14 protein-coding genes and 1 pseudogene are annotated in these 16,815 nt (G+C 44.2%); 11 read left to right on the top strand and 4 right to left on the bottom strand.

Annotation, left to right across the window (positions count from 1 at the left end; translation table 11 throughout):
• Window positions 1-12 precede the first annotated feature (12 nt).
• Together AC3E8G_RS09050 and AC3E8G_RS09045 are read right to left on the bottom strand one after the other, a co-directional pair.
• Window positions 13-1,101 (bottom strand): DEAD/DEAH box helicase, encoded by a 1,089-nt coding sequence (locus AC3E8G_RS09050; protein WP_490677550.1) that lies wholly within the window; start codon window positions 1,099-1,101, stop codon window positions 13-15.
• A 1-nt stretch (window position 1,102) separates the two neighbouring features.
• Window positions 1,103-2,080: a Gfo/Idh/MocA family protein gene (locus AC3E8G_RS09045; RefSeq protein WP_490677549.1), complete on the bottom strand. Its 978-nt coding sequence runs from the start codon at window positions 2,078-2,080 to the stop codon at window positions 1,103-1,105.
• Window positions 2,081-2,287: 207 nt separating this feature from the next.
• Here AC3E8G_RS09045 and udk point away from each other — a divergent pair, with 207 nt between their 5' ends.
• From udk to AC3E8G_RS09020, 5 genes are all read left to right on the top strand, one after another.
• The gene (gene udk, locus AC3E8G_RS09040) at window positions 2,288-2,923 is read left to right on the top strand and encodes a uridine kinase (RefSeq protein WP_048691384.1); all 636 of its coding nucleotides are present in this window, start codon (window positions 2,288-2,290) and stop codon (window positions 2,921-2,923) included.
• Between the two features lie 66 nt (window positions 2,924-2,989).
• Window positions 2,990-3,661, top strand: coding sequence for a YoaK family protein (locus AC3E8G_RS09035; protein ID WP_048691382.1), 672 nt, complete (start codon window positions 2,990-2,992; stop codon window positions 3,659-3,661).
• 150 nt (window positions 3,662-3,811) lie between these two features.
• Window positions 3,812-4,309, top strand: coding sequence for a GAF domain-containing protein (locus AC3E8G_RS09030; protein WP_272078723.1), 498 nt, complete (start codon window positions 3,812-3,814; stop codon window positions 4,307-4,309).
• Window positions 4,309-5,985 carry a DNA polymerase III subunit gamma/tau gene (gene dnaX / locus AC3E8G_RS09025; protein WP_490677548.1) on the top strand — a complete coding sequence of 559 codons (1,677 nt, stop codon included), beginning with the start codon at window positions 4,309-4,311 and terminating at the stop codon, window positions 5,983-5,985. Before AC3E8G_RS09030 ends, dnaX begins: the two co-directional genes overlap by 1 nt.
• Before the next feature lie 38 nt (window positions 5,986-6,023).
• Window positions 6,024-6,236, top strand: coding sequence for a DUF3272 family protein (locus tag AC3E8G_RS09020; RefSeq protein WP_048690913.1), 213 nt, complete (start codon window positions 6,024-6,026; stop codon window positions 6,234-6,236).
• Between the two features lie 1,133 nt (window positions 6,237-7,369).
• Here AC3E8G_RS09020 and birA read toward each other — a convergent pair.
• On the bottom strand, window positions 7,370-8,311 hold the full coding sequence (gene birA / locus AC3E8G_RS09015) for a bifunctional biotin--[acetyl-CoA-carboxylase] ligase/biotin operon repressor BirA (protein WP_490677547.1): 942 nt from the start codon (window positions 8,309-8,311) through the stop codon (window positions 7,370-7,372).
• Window positions 8,312-8,339: 28 nt separating this feature from the next.
• Complete coding sequence (locus tag AC3E8G_RS09010) at window positions 8,340-9,341, bottom strand: LacI family DNA-binding transcriptional regulator (protein ID WP_490677546.1); 1,002 nt, start codon at window positions 9,339-9,341, stop codon at window positions 8,340-8,342.
• Between the two features lie 141 nt (window positions 9,342-9,482).
• On the opposite strand from AC3E8G_RS09010, the gene AC3E8G_RS09005 reads away from it, so the two are divergent.
• The 6 genes and pseudogenes from AC3E8G_RS09005 (at window position 9,483) to AC3E8G_RS08980 (ending at window position 16,717) form a co-directional block, all read left to right on the top strand.
• On the top strand, window positions 9,483-10,649 hold the full coding sequence (locus tag AC3E8G_RS09005) for a galactokinase (protein ID WP_490677545.1): 1,167 nt from the start codon (window positions 9,483-9,485) through the stop codon (window positions 10,647-10,649).
• A gap of 12 nt (window positions 10,650-10,661) precedes the next feature.
• Window positions 10,662-12,134: a UDP-glucose--hexose-1-phosphate uridylyltransferase gene (galT, locus tag AC3E8G_RS09000; RefSeq protein WP_490677544.1), complete on the top strand. Its 1,473-nt coding sequence runs from the start codon at window positions 10,662-10,664 to the stop codon at window positions 12,132-12,134.
• A 62-nt stretch (window positions 12,135-12,196) separates the two neighbouring features.
• On the top strand, window positions 12,197-13,195 hold the full coding sequence (galE, locus tag AC3E8G_RS08995) for a UDP-glucose 4-epimerase GalE (protein WP_490677543.1): 999 nt from the start codon (window positions 12,197-12,199) through the stop codon (window positions 13,193-13,195).
• Window positions 13,196-13,317: 122 nt separating this feature from the next.
• A pseudogene (locus AC3E8G_RS08990) lies at window positions 13,318-14,611 on the top strand (PTS transporter subunit EIIC).
• Window positions 14,598-15,458 (top strand): alpha/beta hydrolase, encoded by an 861-nt coding sequence (locus tag AC3E8G_RS08985; RefSeq protein WP_490677542.1) that lies wholly within the window; start codon window positions 14,598-14,600, stop codon window positions 15,456-15,458. Before AC3E8G_RS08990 ends, AC3E8G_RS08985 begins: the two are co-directional and overlap by 14 nt.
• 110 nt (window positions 15,459-15,568) lie before the next feature.
• Window positions 15,569-16,717 carry a DUF4767 domain-containing protein gene (locus AC3E8G_RS08980; protein WP_490677541.1) on the top strand — a complete coding sequence of 383 codons (1,149 nt, stop codon included), beginning with the start codon at window positions 15,569-15,571 and terminating at the stop codon, window positions 16,715-16,717.
• The last annotated feature ends 98 nt before the right edge of the window (window positions 16,718-16,815 follow it).

The following is a 16,815-nucleotide window of genomic DNA, read 5'->3' as shown; positions in this document are numbered from 1 at the left end:
CGAACGATTTTCTTATTCTTCCCCTATATAGAGTTGAGCTCCTTTGAGGATTAAAGGACGAACAGGGGTTAATTTTTTCAAGCTTTTTAATTCTTCTGGATGGCTAACCAAGGTGATGACATAGCCTTCTTTACCCATGCGTCCGGTACGCCCAGATCGGTGGATGTAGGTTTCGGCATCTCGAGGGACTTCATAGTTGACGACACATTCTAGAGAGTCGATATCAATCCCTCGCGCCACCAAGTCTGTTGCCAGAAGGAGTGTCAGCTGGTGGTCTTTAAAGCGTTCCAGAATGACTTTGCGAAACTTGACGTTGACGTCACTAGCAAGTGAGACTGCGCTAACATCTCGGTATTGGAGTTTTTCTTCGGCGCTTCCTAGGTCGGACAAGCTATTGAAGAAAACGAGGCCACGAAAGTCTTCCACATTGGAGAGTTTTCTGAGGAGTTCGACCTTTTCTCGCTTGTCCACTTCCATATAGAAGTGCTGGATATTGTCCAAGCTTTGCCCTTCTACCTGAATGGTCAGGGTATTGGGTTCGATTTGCTCTGGGTCAAACTTGGTCGTTGCACTCATATAGATAAATTGATGATCTCGTGGCGCGTAGTGGCAAATCTTGTCGACAAAGTGATACTGAGAGTCGCTGAAAAGTTGGTCAAATTCATCCAGGATGATGGTATCGACATTCATCATCTTGATTTTCTTGAGCTTGATCAACTCAAAAATACGGCCTGGAGTTCCGATGAGAATTTCGGGTCCTTTTTTGAGACGTTCGATTTGCCGTTTTTGACTAGAGCCAGAAAGGAAAAGTTGAGCACTGAGTCCAAGAGGCTCTGCCCATTGTTTAGTGACATCAAAGATTTGTCCGGCCAACTCTGTATTGGGGGAGAGAATCAGCAATTGTTGTGCTTTTTTAGGCTTTAGCTTGAGAAGACTAGGGAAGAGATAGGCCAGAGTCTTCCCAGTTCCTGTCGGGCTGACTCCAAGTACGTTCTCCCCTTGGGTGATCGGCTCAAAGAGGCGTTCCTGGATTTCAGTGAGTTGCTCAAAGCCGAGGGTTTTGAGTTGCTCTTGCCAGAGCGGTGGGAATGCTAGTGTCATATTAGTTTTCGTCCTTAAAGTGTATTCCAGCATCTTGGCGCATAGCATAGAGGGCTTGATGGACCATCTGTCCAGTTTGGAGCCAAGTCTGGTAAAGTATCTGGTCGCCCTCTGTCATCATACTAGCAAAGGCCTGGGCTTCTTCTAGCATGTTATGAGGGGCGGGAGTGATTGGAAGCTGGTAGCTGTTTCCAGAATGGTCTTGAAAAACAGCCTCGCTAACAGCTTCAATGCCACTCAGAAAGAGGGTGCCATCTGTTGTGTAGATTTCAGCAGGAAGATTGCTGGTCACATCTTTGCCGGCTTGAATGCCGATGACAAAGTCAGAATAAACCAAGCTACCATGTCCGTTCAAATCGATTGAATTAGGCAATTGCCGCGCCTGATAGGTTACTGATTCAGGTTGACCGAAGAGGCCGATTGCAAAGTAGAGGGGATAGACACCCAGATCCATAAGGGCTCCGCCTGCAAACTGGTCAGAGAAAATATTGGGAGTAGACCCTTTTAAGAACTCAGGCATCTTAGAAGAGTATTTGGCATAGGTCATGTGGGCACCCAAGATGGTCTTGTCTTTGAGAAAGTCTTGGATGGTCGCAAAGGCTTTTTCATGATAGTTGCGAGCTGCTTCAAAGAGATAGACCTGGTGCTCCTTGGCCAATTTAACCAACTCTTCCCATTCCTTGGGAGTAGTGACGGCTGGTTTTTCAAGGATGACATGTTTCTTAGCTAGAAGGGCTAACTTTGCCTGGGGATAGTGGAGTGAATTGGGACTAGCAATGTAGATGACATCCAGGTCACTATCTAAAAAGGCAATCAGATCATCATAGAGGGCCACTTGTCCATAGGGTTGGGCGAAGCTACTAGCCTTCTCTAAGGTCCGCGAATAGACTGCCCTTAACTCATAGTGGCCTGTTTCTTTTGTTGCGGCCAGGAAGGAATGGGAGATGGCACTGGTGCCGATGATACCAAGTTTCAGCATGGCAGCTCCTTTCAATCAGGTATTTACTGGTTTCATTATATCATGTTTCACCCTAAAAAGATGGAATGGGCCTTTCGAACTGGGACGGAAGGGGAAAGGAGATCCTTCTTTGATTTTGGATGAAAGCCATAGAAAAATGGTTCAAGTCGTGGTCAAGTGACCGCTTTTGTGATAGAATAAATAGGATTATAGAAAATGGAGAAGAAGATGCGAAACAGACCAATTATTATCGGTGTAACAGGCGGTTCTGGTGGGGGAAAAACTAGTGTTTCTCGGGCAATTTTGTCCCACTTCCCGGATGAGAAGATTGCCATGATTGAGCACGATTCTTATTACAAGGATCAAAGCCATTTAACCTTTGAAGAGCGGATTCAGACCAACTATGACCATCCTTTTGCCTTTGATACAGACCTCATGATTGAGCAAATCAATGAGTTGTTGGCTGGCCGTCCGGTTGATATACCAACATATGACTATGCAGCGCATACGCGTAGTGCTAAGACTTATCGCCAGGAGCCTCAGGATGTCTTTATCGTTGAGGGGATTTTGGTCTTGGAGGACAAGCGTCTTCGCGACTTGATGGATATCAAGATTTTCGTTGATACCGATGATGATGTGCGGATCATTCGCCGGATCAAGCGAGATATGGAAGAGCGTGGTCGGAGTTTGGACAGCGTCATCGAGCAGTACTTGGGAGTGGTGAAGCCGATGTACCATCAGTTTATCGAGCCAACCAAGCGCTATGCGGATGTCATCATTCCAGAAGGTGTTACCAATACCGTAGCCATTGATTTGATTACGACCAAGATTGAGAAGATTTTGAGCGAATCACGTGAAGGATAAGATAACAAATGAGAGAGGTTAGGAAGTAGTGTCCCAGCCTCTTTTCCATGACAAATAGGGAGAAATATGAAAAAGTTAAGAAGGGAGTTTCACTCCAGAAGTAAGGCTTTTGCCTGCCTGCTGACTATGTGTGCAGGTTTTTCAGATGCCTACACCTTTATCGAAAGAGGAGGGACCTTGGCGGCTGGCCAAACGGGAAACGTGGTCTTTCTATCCGTTGGGTTAATCGGCCATGAAATATCTGATGTGGAGGTCAAACTAGCCACCATGTTGGCCTTTATGATCGGGATTTTTTTGATGACCGTCTTTCAGCGCTTCTTTAGTCATTCGGTTTGGCGACTTAGTACCTTGGTGCCTTTGGTCCTGACGACCTTGGTGGCTGGCTTTCTGCCAAAAGAAGTGCCCAATGTTCTGATTGTCCCTTTCTTTGGGCTGAGCTTGGGGATTGTAGCTATTTCCTTTGGAGAAGTCGATGGCTATGCTTACAACCATTCCTTTATGACGGGGAATCTCAAGAAGACCATGGTCGCTTACGGGAATTTTGTGCGGGATCGCAAGATGGAGTTTTTCTGGGAATCCCTCTTTATGACCTCCTTGATTGGGAGTTTTGTCGGAGGGGCTATCCTATCCACTTTCCTCATCCAATATTATGGACTTCGGACCATTTGGTTTGTTTCCCTTGTTCTGACCCTCTTTCTGACATATCGGGCGATTCAATATGTTCGGAGAGACGCTTAGACGAATTTTTACTGAGTCAGGGACCTTGCTCCTTGGCTTTTTTATTAAGAACAATTGCTTGTTATTACTGATGTCAAGCTGGGTTTTTATCAAGGCTGGCACCGTGGTAAATACTTAATTTTCTAGCCAAAGTTTGGTATAATAAAGGTTATGAATACGCAAGAAAAAGAATCAAATTACAAACTCTTACTAGCCCAGTTAGAAGCTCTTTTAGAAGGAGAGAGCAATGCCTTGGCCAATTTAGCCAATGCCAGTGCTCTGCTTAATCAAGCTCTACCTCATTCCGTCTTTGTGGGCTTTTACCTCTATGATCAAAATGAGTTGATTTTAGGCCCTTTTCAAGGACAGGTATCTTGTGTCCATATCGCTCTAGGAAAAGGTGTCTGTGGAGAAGCAGCAGAGAAAAGAGAGACGCTGGTCATCGAGGATGTGACCCAGCATGCCAATTATATCTCTTGTGACAGTCGGGCCATGAGTGAGATTGTGGTTCCTATGGTCTTGAAGGACCAGTTGCTGGGAGTGTTGGATCTAGATTCGGATCGGGTGGGAGATTATGACGACCTGGATCGTCTTTATTTGGAACGTTTTGTAGCTATCTTGCTCGAAAAAACAAATTGGAATTTTAGGATGTTTGGAGTAGTAGACTAATGTATCAAGCCCTCTATCGTAAATACCGAAGCCAGACCTTTGGCCAGCTTGTAGGGCAGGAGGTTATTGCGACGACCCTACGACAAGCTGTCGAACAGGGGAAAATTAGCCATGCCTATCTCTTTTCTGGCCCTCGTGGGACGGGGAAGACCAGTGTGGCGAAAATCTTTGCCAAGGCCATGAACTGCCCCAATCAAAAAGGGGGAGAGCCTTGTAACGAATGTTATATCTGTGAAGCTATTACCAATGGCAGTTTAGAGGATGTTATCGAGATTGACGCTGCCTCTAATAATGGGGTGGATGAGATCCGCGATATCCGTGATAAATCGACCTATGCGCCTAGCTTGGCCCCTCATAAGGTCTATATCATTGACGAGGTCCACATGCTCTCGACGGGAGCCTTTAACGCCCTTCTCAAGACCTTGGAAGAACCGACAGAAAATGTGGTCTTTATTTTAGCGACAACGGAATTGCACAAGATTCCAGCAACCATCCTTTCGCGGGTTCAACGCTTTGAGTTCAAATCCATCAAGACGCCAGCCATTCAAGACCACCTAAAAGCTGTTTTGGATAAAGAAGGCATTGATTATGAAGAAGAAGCTGTAGCCATTATTGCCCGTCGGGCAGAAGGTGGGATGCGGGATGCCTTGTCCATTTTGGACCAGGCCCTCAGCCTGACAGCTGGTGCCCAATTGACCACTGCGACGGCAGAAGAAATCACAGGCTCCATCAGTCAGGAAGCTTTGGATCTCTATGTAGCAGCCTTGGCAGCACAAGATGCAACAGCTGCCTTGGACCAGTTAAACCTCATCTTTGATAATGGGAAAAACATGGCCCGCTTTGTGACAGATCTCTTGCAGTATTTGCGGGATCTCCTGATTGTTCAGACAGGTGGGGAAAATCTCCATGTCAGTGAAAGATTTAACCAGAATCTAGCCATTCCACAAGCCACCCTCTTTGCTTGGATTGATCTTGCGACAAGGAGCTTAGCGGATATTAAAAACAGCCTGCAGCCCAAGATCTATACAGAGATGATGACCATTCGCTTGGCAGAATACAAGGGTGAGGGCTCTTCAGCTAGTCAAACGGCTCTTCCAGCGGATTTCTTGGCACAAATAGACCAACTTAAAAGAGAAGTGGAGTTACTGAAAAGTCAGTTAGCTCAAGTAGGGAGCGGAGCTCCTGTAGCCAAGTCAGCTCCAACCCGTCCACAAAAGTCCAGCAAGGGCTATCGGGTGGATCGCAATAAGGTTCAAGCCATCTTACAAGAAGCGGTTGAAAATCCAGATTTAGCCCGTAACAATCTCATCCGCCTGCAAAATGCTTGGGGGGAAATTATTGAAAGCTTAGCAGGGGCAGATAAGGCCTTGTTAATCGGTTCTCAACCGGTTGCGGCCAATGAACGCCATGCGATTTTAGCTTTTGAGTCTGCCTTTAATGCTGAACAGACCATGAAGAGAGATAATCTCAATACCATGTTTGGCAATATTTTAAGCAATGCAGCAGGATTCTCACCTGAAATTTTGGCCATTTCCATGGAGGAGTGGACCCAGGTCCGGGCGGAATTCTCGAAGAAAGCGCGTGGTCACAAGGAAGAGATAGAGGTGGCAGAAGAGCCTGTCATTCCGGAAGGTTTTGATTTTCTCTCTGAGAAAATTAAGATCCAAGAAGACTAGCCTGTGCTTTTTTCAGAAAATCGTGGTAGAATAACAATATGAATAAACGTCAATTTTGGACTATGGCTATCTTTACAGCCTTTGAAACCTATTTTTTCAATGATGCAGTAATGAGAGAAAGCTACCTGGCAGCTATCTTCTGGGCTCTCTTGATACTGAGAAATTTGCAAGTCAGCTATATCTTAGGGAAATTGGTCGAAAGTATCGATCAACAGCTCAATCAGAAAAAACGAGATAAGTATAAAAAATAAGTACCAAGAGGTGCTTATTTTAGATTGAATATAAAGTCTACTTAAAAACTTTCCTTAGGTGAGTACGGACGTCAGCGAACTTCGAAGAAGTTCCATGACTAATTAAGATACAAAGGGCGTCTGCGGATAAAGTCAAAATAGGAAGTTTGACGCAGAATCTTTCGATTCTAGGATAACTTATCTTTTTGACACAATCCGCAGCCCGTGTTCAATTAGTTTTGGACCCCTTCGCTTTTATATTTCTAGGCTTAGGCTAAAACAGTTCCCCGAACTGTTTTACTCCCAAAACTCCCGAGTGCCTGAAACAATTGTGTTTCAGGCACTTTTCTCACAGCGGAAATTTTTTAATTTCCTTACCTGACTCAAAAAATAACAGTCATTTTTTGAAGAGTAACCTGACTACTTTATGTAAGTAAGAATTATGGAGCTAATTTTGTTATAGAAAAGGACTTAGTCCTGTGCAATACAGAACGAAACCCTTTGTATCAATTAATTGTCTAACTTTTTAGGGTCAGTATACACCATGGTTTTTTATATATACAATACTTGAACTTTTAAGAACCTTAAGTATATCACGCTGTTATCTAAAAAGTTAATTTTATAGAGTTTACTATAATAGTTGCTGAGTTTTTATTTATCACTCCAACTTTATTATTATACCATAAAAATAATTAGAAAAACAGACTTGAATGATTTTGAAATTGGTGTATGATGAAGATGTAAAAACGATAAAAATAGCCTGTTAGAAAGAGGAGGAAAAGAATGAATCAGGCTATATAAAATTGGTGATTGGTATTTAATGTTGTAAAACAAGAAAGGGTAAGGTAAAAAATGCAATTACATAAAAAAATTTTTATAGTGGCGTTGGTTTTATCCATTTGTATCTCACTTTATTTTCTTATCAATGAGTATAATATTTTAAACTTTCCGATTTTTGTGAGTCAATTTGAAGACACCACATTTAAATATTACATGTTTGTGAAGATTGGAATTGTATTATTATTTATCAAATTCTTACTTGATATATGCTTAGAATATATCAAGAATTATTTTAAAAAGCTTTGATCTGTCTTCACACAAAAGAGTCTGAGAAATGTTTTATCTCAGACTCTTTTTTGAGCTGTTGGTCTGCTTTACAGGTCCCACTGTTTGAGGGAAATTTCGCCACTGTTGAGCCAGCGTTCTTGGCCGTCCTCCAGTTGGACTAGTAGTTGTCCACTGTCTGAGATATCCTTAGCCAGACCTTGGTAGCTGGTCTGATTTTGTTCGAAGCGGACTTCTTTACCTAGGACCAGTGAACGTTGCTTGTAGAGGTAGATCAGCTCCTCTTCTGGAGTGGTGAAAAATTCCTTCCAAATCTCAGCAATCAGTTCATTGCGGCTAATGGGAGGCTGAGAGCCAAAGAGAGATCCTGCCTTATCCTTCAGTTCCTTTGGAAAATCGGTGATGGCAAAATTGAGACCCACACCAATGATAACATCTGTGATAAGGCCTGTTTCGATAGAGCTGATGGCTTCAGTCAGAATGCCTCCGACTTTTTTCCCCTTGTAGTAGATGTCATTGACCCACTTGATATCGACATCCAATAAGGCTAGATTTTTCAGAGCCTTGTAGATAGCAGCTGCGACCATGAGGGTATAGGCAGGTGCTTGATCGAAAGGGAGATTGGGCTTGAGGTGGAGAGACATGTAGATTCCCCCTTGAGAAGGGCAGAAGTAGTCGCGCCCAAAACGACCCTTACCAGCTGTTTGGAAAGGAGCCAGATACAGGGTAGCGGATTGGCCACCCGCTTCCATGGCATTCTTAGCGTCTAACTGGGTGGATTGGCACTGGGAATTATAGGAGACTGTCAATGGACAAAGGCCTTCGATGACTTGGGGGATTAGGAGGTCTCCAGAAAGGATCTTGTAGCCTCGATTTTTAACAGACTCAATCTCGATGCCTTCTTTTTCTAGACGCTGGATGGCCTTCCAGATAGAGGTGCGAGACAGGCCCATTTCCTGGGCTAGTTGCTCGCCGTTGACATAATCCTGGGCTTGGGATAAGGTTTGGTATAAAATTTCGTGTGTTTTCATAAGTTCTTATTTCTAAAAGAATGGAAGATCATCCATTCTTGGTACTTTCTCTTAAGGTGAGTTTGGTTCCTAGCATGGTGAGGGTCGGTATTTCTCTCGGTGTTAGGACTTGCTTATTGAGGACGTCCATAGCGGTGCGTCCCATTTCTTCTGTAAAAACAGTGATGGTTGAGAGTGGAGGAAAGACTTGCTTGGCTAAACTGGTATCGTTAAAGGAAATGAGTTGGATGTCATCAGGGACCTTGATGCCGGCTTCTTGAAAGGCGCGGAGAGCCCCAATGGCCAAACTATCACTGGCAGCAAAATAGGCATCTGGTAAAGGTGAGCCAGACTGAAGCTTAGAGGAAATGAGGTCATAGCCTGATTGAGCTGTAAAACTACCTGTGAGGATGAGTTCAGGGTGATAAATGTTTCTTTCAATACAGTAGTTTCGATAGGCTCTTCGTCGAGGATCGGGAATACTTTCCAGTAGGTCGGTCGTTTTTTCCTCACCGGTTAGGAGACCGATCGTTGTACACCCTTGTTTTCGTAAATAGTGAAGGGCAGTCTGTACAGCATTTTCAAATTCAGTCGTGACACAAGGATGCCCTTGGTTGAGAGTGTTACTATCAACAAAAACCAGAGGCTTGGCTAGCTTTTCTAGTTCGACAATCTGTACCCTACTAAACTTTCCGATACAAAGGACCCCAACAACTTCCTCCCCTAATCGAAAGGGAATATCATTGAAATAGCGGAGGATACCATAATCGAGGTCCTGTGCTCTTTTTTCAATGCCTAAACGGATGTTGTAGTAGTAAAGGTCGTCCAGCTCTCCCTCTTCACTTTTCCATTGGATAATGACAATTTGTTGTTTTTCTTTCTTAAAGTTCCCACTTTTCTGATGTCTGGTGTAGCCTAGTTCGTCAGCAACGGTCAAAATTCTGTGGCGGGTTTCTTCCGTTACAGAAAGACTTGTATCTTGATTCAGCACACGTGAGACAGTGGCGATGGATACGTTAGCGAGACTGGCAATATCCTTTAATGTAGCCATAAGTTTTCTCCTTCTGTCTTCTAGTATATCATAGCTTTGACCTAGTTAGTGTATTTTACTAAAATTTTAGTAAACTAATTGATTTGCCTGATGAAAAGGGTTACACTAAAGATAAATAACTATATAAGTGAGGTAATCTCAATGAATACTAAAGAACTTCGGAACGCTTTTCAAACAGTCTTTGGAGCAGAAGCTGATCATACCTTCTTTTCACCAGGGCGGATTAATCTGATTGGTGAACACACTGACTATAATGGAGGCCATGTCTTCCCAGCAGCTATCACGCTCGGGACTTACGGAGCGGCAAGAAAGCGTGAGGATAAGGTCTTGCGTTTCTTCTCAGGAAACTTTGAAGACAAGGGGATCATTGAAGTCCCACTTGAAAACCTCCATTTTGAACAAGAGCACAACTGGACCAACTATCCAAAAGGTGTGCTCCACTTCTTGCAAGAAGCTGGTCACGTTATTGATAGCGGAATGGACGTCTATGTCTACGGCAATATTCCAAATGGATCTGGTCTTTCTTCTTCAGCATCGCTTGAGCTCTTGATTGGCGTCATCGCTGAGAAACTATATGATCTTCAGTTAGAACGTCTAGATCTGGTCAAGATCGGCAAACAAACCGAAAATCATTTCATCGGAGTTAACTCTGGCATTATGGACCAATTTGCCATCGGTATGGGGGCCGATCAACGGGCTATTTATCTCGATACCAACACCCTAGAGTATGATCTGGTACCGCTGGACCTCAAAGACAATGTCGTAGTCATCATGAATACTAACAAACGCCGGGAATTAGCGGATTCAAAATACAATGAACGCCGTGCGGAATGTGAAACTGCCGTCTCTGAACTCCAAGAAAAACTAGACATCCAAACCTTAGGGGAATTGGACCTCTGGACTTTTGATGCCTACAGCTACTTGATCAAGGATGAAAATCGCATCAAACGGGCTCGTCATGCTGTACTTGAAAACCAACGGACTCTCCAAGCTCGTAAGGCACTTGAAGCAGGTGATTTGGAAGGCTTTGGCCGTCTCATGAATGCTTCCCACGTATCCTTGGAGCATGATTACGAAGTGACTGGTTTAGAATTGGATACCTTGGTGCATACAGCCTGGGAACAAGACGGTGTCTTAGGAGCTCGTATGACCGGAGCAGGCTTTGGTGGTTGCGCCATCGCCCTTGTAAATAAAGAGAAGGTTGAGGCTTTTGAAGAAGCTGTCGGTAACCGTTATGAAGAAGTCGTTGGCTATGCGCCAAGCTTCTATATTGCAGAGGTGGCTGCAGGAACACGGGTGCTCGATTAAAAAGGAGATAGGATGACAGAACAGGTATTAGATGCATTTGTCACAGCCGTTATTGCGGCAAGTGACTACCAAGAGATGGATCGGATCTATCTAAAAAATCGTGTCATGAGTCGTATCGGAGAAGAAGGGCTTGACGCGCCAGCTCATAAGTCAGATGTAATCGCACTCAAAGAGCAGCTGGTGGAGATCGCTGTTGCCAATAGCAAGATCCCAGATAGCATGGCCGCAAAGGAAAGCCTGGGAGCGGAGTTGATGGATTGGATCACCCCCAGTCCGAGTCAGGTCAATCGTCGTTTCTGGGAGACCTACCGTCAGTCCAAGGAAGACGCGATTGCTGATTTCTATGCCCTCTCTAAGCGCAACGACTACATCAAAGTAGAGGCTATTGCACAAAATATAGCCTTTGAGGCAGAAACTCCCTACGGTTCTCTTGAAATTACTATCAATCTGTCAAAACCCGAAAAAGATCCTAAAGACATTGCAGCGGCTAAACTTGCTAAAGCTAGTCATTATCCAGCCTGCCAATTGTGCTTTGAAAATGAAGGCTATCAAGGTCGCTTAGACCATCCAGCTCGTGCCAATCACAGGATCATTCGCTTTGAGATGGTTGGTCATGACTGGGGCTTCCAGTATTCGCCTTATGCCTACTTTAATGAACACTGCATTTTCCTTGATAGCCAGCACATCCCTATGGCCATCAGTCGAAAGACTTTTGAACGCCTCTTGACCATTGTCGATACTTTCCCAGGCTATTTTGCGGGGTCTAATGCAGATCTGCCCATTGTAGGGGGGTCTATCCTGACTCATGACCACTACCAAGGCGGACGGCATACCTTCCTTATGGAGCGAGCTCCTGTTGAGGAAAGCTTTAGCATTGAGGGCTTTGAGGCTGTATCGCTAGGGATTGTCAACTGGCCAATGTCCGTTCTCCGCTTGCAATCAGATGACAAGGCGCAACTGATTGACCTGGCAAACCATATTTTGGAAAGCTGGCGATGTTACTCGGATCCAGCTGTTCAAGTCTTAGGTACATCCGACGGTCAATCCCATCATACCATTACCCCCATTGCACGAATCCGTGATGGGCATTATGAACTGGACTTGGTGCTCCGGGACAACCAAACCTCACCAGAGCATCCAGATGGCATTTACCACCCACATGCGGATGTGCAACACATCAAAAAGGAAAATATCGGCCTGATTGAAGTCATGGGCCTAGCGATTTTGCCACCCCGTCTCAAGGAGGAGCTCAAGCAGGTCCAAGACTATCTGCTTGGTCGTGAATGCAGTGTGGCTAGCTACCATCAAGAATGGGCAGATGACTTGAAAGCAGCTCACCCATCCATCGCTGAGGAAGCAGAAGCAGAAGCAATCGTTCATGAATCGGTTGGCCAGATCTTTGCGCGCGTGCTGGAAGATGCGGGTGTCTACAAGCGAACAGCAGAAGGTCAAGCAGCCTTTAGACGCTTTGTCGCGACACTTTAAGTGTGGAGAAATCCTAAAATTTTGGTAAAATAAAGGTAAGAAAAGAATCGAAAGGAAAACTAATGGCAATACTCGTACTCGGAGGAGCTGGCTATATCGGTTCCCACATGGTAGACCGCTTGGTCAATGAAGGACAAGAAAAAGTTGTGGTTGTCGATAGCTTGGTGACGGGTCATCGAGCTGCTGTACATCCAAATGCCATCTTTTACCAAGGAGATCTGGCGGATCAAGATTTCATGCGCACTGTTTTTAAGGAACATGACGATATTGATGCGGTCATCCACTTTGCGGCTTACTCACTGGTTGCTGAGTCCATGGTCGATCCATTGAAATATTTTGACAACAATACAGCTGGCATGGTCAAACTTTTGGAAGTCATGCATGAATGTGGGGTGCGCTACATCGTCTTTTCTTCAACCGCAGCCACCTACGGTATTCCAGAAGAAATTCCGATTCTTGAAACCACTCCACAAAAACCAATCAACCCTTATGGCGAAAGTAAGCTCATGATGGAAACCATTATGCGCTGGGCCGATCAAGCCTACGGCATCAAGTATGTGCCCCTTCGTTACTTTAATGTTGCTGGTGCCAAGCCAGATGGATCCATCGGAGAAGACCATGGACCAGAGACCCATCTCTTACCGATCGTCTTGCAAGTAGCCCAAGGCAAACGCGAGAAAATCTCTATTTTTGGAGATGACTACCAGACACCAGATGGCACCAATGTTCGGGACTACGTCCATCCATTTGACTTGGCAGATGCCCATCTTTTAGCGGTTGAGTATCTCCGAAATGGGAATGAATCGACTGCCTTTAACCTGGGCTCATCGACTGGATTCTCCAATCTTCAAATCGTTGAAGCAGCCCGCAAGGTGACAGGTCATCCGATCCCACTTGAGCTGGCCGATCGCAGACCAGGAGATCCTGATACCTTGATCGCATCCTCTGAGAAGGCGCGTGCCATCCTTGGCTGGCAACCAAAATTTGACAATATCGAAACCATCATCCAAACCGCCTGGGCATGGCATTCCAGTCACCCAGACGGCTACAATGATCGATAAGAAGAAAACTCAAGTCAGTTGGCTTGAGTTTTTGTGTGGGGGAATATGCTATAATGAAGAAAACAGAAGGGTGTGCACGAGTAATGTCACCTAACGTGTCAACAAGGATAGTAGGAGCGACAATGATAAAATATTTGGTGCAAAAATTTCTCTGGTTTCGAGAGCGTGGATTTGTACAAATAACCCAGAAGACCTTGGTATCTCTCTTTCCATTTTTACTTTTTCTCAGCAATTGTTCGCGTGATTTCCCAGTCCTTCTTTTCAGATAGAGGTTATATAAATATGCTCTTTTCTGTTTCGGACTGGTTCCCAGGGTTTCAGGTCACGGGTCAAGTCTTGTCCAATCTTTCTAATTTTACAAGTGGTTTGGCTGGACCTTTAGCAACCTATTTTGCAGGGAAATATACAGCTGGGCACTATGGAAGAAGTACAGGGACGGCTGGTGTGACAGCTCTTATGGTCAGTTTTCTTGTTAGCTCACAGGGATTATTGATGGGGCCTCTTCGGGAAGGGCAACTATCTCACATCAATCTACCTGCGACAACCAATATTTTCTTAGCGATTTTTTTAGGTTACCTAATTGGCCAGATTTTTCGTCTGTCCAAAGCCAGTGACGACCAAATCGTCAATAAAGACTTTATTTATCAACCCAAGACTGTACGTCCCATTTTCTTGTCTCTGCTCTTAGGAGTCAGTTTAAATGGCCTCTTAGTCCTGGGCAATCAGTACCGTGTCTTTCAGACCATCGGTCAGTTTTTCAGTTCACTAACGGTGACCAGTCATCATCTCTTATCCACCTTTGTCATGGGACTCTTGAATGGCTTATCGGGTTGGGTAGGAAATAGTCAAGTTTTTGCTTTGAACTCGATTGCGGATGATAGTTTTGCCTTGGAAAATCTGACTTATGCTATCACCAATCATACGACGACAGGCATTCCTTATCTTTATAGCTTGACCAATTTGTACCGCAGTTATGGTATGGTGGCAGGAGTTGGTGCAGTCTTGGCACTTTTGGTTGCGATCTTACTGGTTTCACGAAGTCAAAAGGACAAGAAAGTTAGTTTCCTTAGTATCTTTCCAAGCCTCTTTAACAATGGCGCCCCTTTTATGGTAGGAATCCCGGTTCTTCTTAACCTGCTATATGTGATTCCTTTCTTATTAATCCCCTTGGTCAATATGGGAATTGCAGCTCTGGCTTTGTGCTTCAAACTGATGCCAGCAGCTGTCTATCCAGTGCCAGATGGGACACCTAGCCTCCTTTATGCTTTTATTGGGACGGGAGGAAGCCTAAGAGCTTTAGCTGTGAGTCTCCTCTGCTTTGCCCTTGACGTGGCCCTTTATATTCCCTTTGTCCGTATGGGCAACCAAGTTCGGAAAGGTTTGCTAGAAGAAGGAGGAAACCATGAAAATCTCTAAAAAAACAGCGCTGGTCTTCACCTTGGTCTGCCTTTTCTTGATTGGCTTGGCCGTGCCTTCTTATAGCTGGACTCGAAAAAATGTCCAGAAAATCGAAAAATTCTATAATTCAAAACTATCGCCTATTATCATGATCCCGGGAAGTTCCGCTACGGAAAATCGCTTTGATGGCTTGGTGACCAAGCTCAACCAAGACCGGCAAGGAACCAAACACAGCCTGCTCAAGGTCAAGGTTTGGAATGATGGGACCATTACTTATAGTGGGAGTATTGATGCCAAGGACAATGAGCCGATTATCGTCATTGGTTTTGAAAACAACAAGGATGGCTACAGCAATATTAAAAAACAAGCCAAGATGGTTAACCAAGCCTTTGAAGCCTTGCAAGAAAAATACAACTTCAATAACTTTAAGGGACTGGCCCACTCCAATGGAGGCTTGATTTATACTGCCTTTATTGAAAATTATCTAGGGGATTATGATGTGGATCTCAAGACCCTCATGACCATTGGGACCCCTTATAACTTTACCGAGACCAACATCAAAAATAAATCAGAGATGTTGGCAGACTTTATCAAGAACAGAGAAGCTATCCCGACAACCCTTCATATGTATTCAGTAGCAGGGACCATTACCTATGACTCGGATGAGTTGGTTCCGGATGCTAGTGTGTCAGCTGGTAAGTATATCTATCAAAATCAAGCAGCTAGTTATTCAGAGATTACGGTGACAGGAGAGGATGCGCAACACTCGGACCTTCCGACTAATGATGAAGTGGTCGCCTTGATCAAGCAACACATTGAAACTCAGGAACATCAAAATCGGCGGGAGCAGAAGAATCCGAATTAAATCATATATAATCAGAAGGTTTTACACAAATTATTAGGTGTAGCCTTCTTTTTTGGTATAATATAAAGAGAAAAGTACAGCTATCAAGGATGACACAAAAGGAGAAACTTATGAGACGAAAAGAGAAATTGGGAGCAGTCATTCTCCTAGCAGCAGGACTTGTTACGGTTGGTTGTAGCAAACGAACTCCTCGACATTCTAGTCAGTTGAATAACAGCTCGGAAACAACGACTTTAGCATCTTCTAGTAAAAAGGTCACTAAAAAAGAAGTAAAAAAAGATTACAAGAAGTTGTACCAGCCTGTATTTGAGGATTATCAAAAGATTTTGACCTCGCCAAAGGATACAGCAAGTATTGCAAGTCTCTATCAAAGTTTACAAGCAACTGAGCGTCCAATCAATAGTTGGGCAATCGAGAATGCAGTTAACCGAGCAGATGAAATGCGCTATGCCTTTGCGGATTTGAATAATGATGGGATAGAGGAACTGTTGATTGCAGACCTAAATGTGAGTGGCAAATATTTCTTAACCGGTCTTTACTATTTGCAAGCTGGGAAACCTGTCCTTTTGGCAGAAGGGTTCGTGGCAGGTCATGGTGGAGCAAGAAATGCTGCGCTTGTCTATAAAGGAGGAGAAGTTCTAGAGCTTAGCTGGTCCTCGGGAACGGGGCAAGGTTATGGGACTCTTTATCAGCTTAATGCTAAGCAAGAGCAAGCGACTATCCTCCAAGAAGAAGAGATTCAAATACAAGCAAATGATATTGCTGCTGATTTTGGAAAAAATGCATCCGATCAAATTGATTTAAGAGGTCTCGAATGGCAGGAATTTGAAGTTTCTGGTCGTACAACTAAATCAGAAACACAACTAAAAGCTCCTTGGAATGCTAACAAATCGGCGAAACTCGAAGCTTTTATAAAGGACTGGGGAGAAAGACTAGGACAACCCAATTACCAAAAGGGGATCGCAGGAGGGGATGTAGGGCCTGACCACCTCTATACACTTAGGGATGATGGACCAAGTGAGAAAATGAATGCCGAGTATACGGATACAGGTCTAGGAAATGCTCAATATCGAATTGTAGAACGCTACAGTAATTGGGATAAATTTCCAGATGTTCATAGTTACTTTTTCGCTATCACCAATACGGGAGAACCTATTGTTTTTCATTCAGATACAACTAATGGAGGACAAATGTATCTAAAACCGACAGAAAATGCTGAACTCCAGGCAGAGTTCAAACGATTGGTGGAAGAAGAATAATTTTCATTATCCAGAGTTTGGTCTTGGCCAAGCTCTTTTTCTTCAGCATTTGAAATCAAATCAATTGACAGATGTAGTGGCGAGTATTACAATTTCAT

Source organism: Streptococcus sp. SCPM-O-B-15294 (M123) (assembly GCF_058200455.1).
This window is presented reverse-complemented; position numbering and strand designations above follow the sequence as displayed.

Bases quoted from the DNA above. Each gene is read 5' to 3' on its own strand.
- dnaX (WP_490677548.1), top strand. From the start codon at position 4,309: ATGTATCAAGCCCTCTATCGTAAATACCGAAGCCAGACCTTTGGCCAG.
- AC3E8G_RS09020 (WP_048690913.1), top strand. From the start codon at position 6,024: ATGAATAAACGTCAATTTTGGACTATGGCTATCTTTACAGCCTTTGAA.
- AC3E8G_RS09030 (WP_272078723.1), top strand. From the start codon at position 3,812: ATGAATACGCAAGAAAAAGAATCAAATTACAAACTCTTACTAGCCCAG.
- AC3E8G_RS09035 (WP_048691382.1), top strand. From the start codon at position 2,990: ATGAAAAAGTTAAGAAGGGAGTTTCACTCCAGAAGTAAGGCTTTTGCC.
- AC3E8G_RS09045 (WP_490677549.1), bottom strand. From the start codon at position 2,080: ATGCTGAAACTTGGTATCATCGGCACCAGTGCCATCTCCCATTCCTTC.
- AC3E8G_RS08985 (WP_490677542.1), top strand. From the start codon at position 14,598: ATGAAAATCTCTAAAAAAACAGCGCTGGTCTTCACCTTGGTCTGCCTT.
- AC3E8G_RS09005 (WP_490677545.1), top strand. From the start codon at position 9,483: ATGAATACTAAAGAACTTCGGAACGCTTTTCAAACAGTCTTTGGAGCA.
- galT (WP_490677544.1), top strand. From the start codon at position 10,662: ATGACAGAACAGGTATTAGATGCATTTGTCACAGCCGTTATTGCGGCA.
- AC3E8G_RS08980 (WP_490677541.1), top strand. From the start codon at position 15,569: ATGAGACGAAAAGAGAAATTGGGAGCAGTCATTCTCCTAGCAGCAGGA.
- AC3E8G_RS09010 (WP_490677546.1), bottom strand. From the start codon at position 9,341: ATGGCTACATTAAAGGATATTGCCAGTCTCGCTAACGTATCCATCGCC.
- AC3E8G_RS09050 (WP_490677550.1), bottom strand. From the start codon at position 1,101: ATGACACTAGCATTCCCACCGCTCTGGCAAGAGCAACTCAAAACCCTC.
- galE (WP_490677543.1), top strand. From the start codon at position 12,197: ATGGCAATACTCGTACTCGGAGGAGCTGGCTATATCGGTTCCCACATG.
- birA (WP_490677547.1), bottom strand. From the start codon at position 8,311: ATGAAAACACACGAAATTTTATACCAAACCTTATCCCAAGCCCAGGAT.
- udk (WP_048691384.1), top strand. From the start codon at position 2,288: ATGCGAAACAGACCAATTATTATCGGTGTAACAGGCGGTTCTGGTGGG.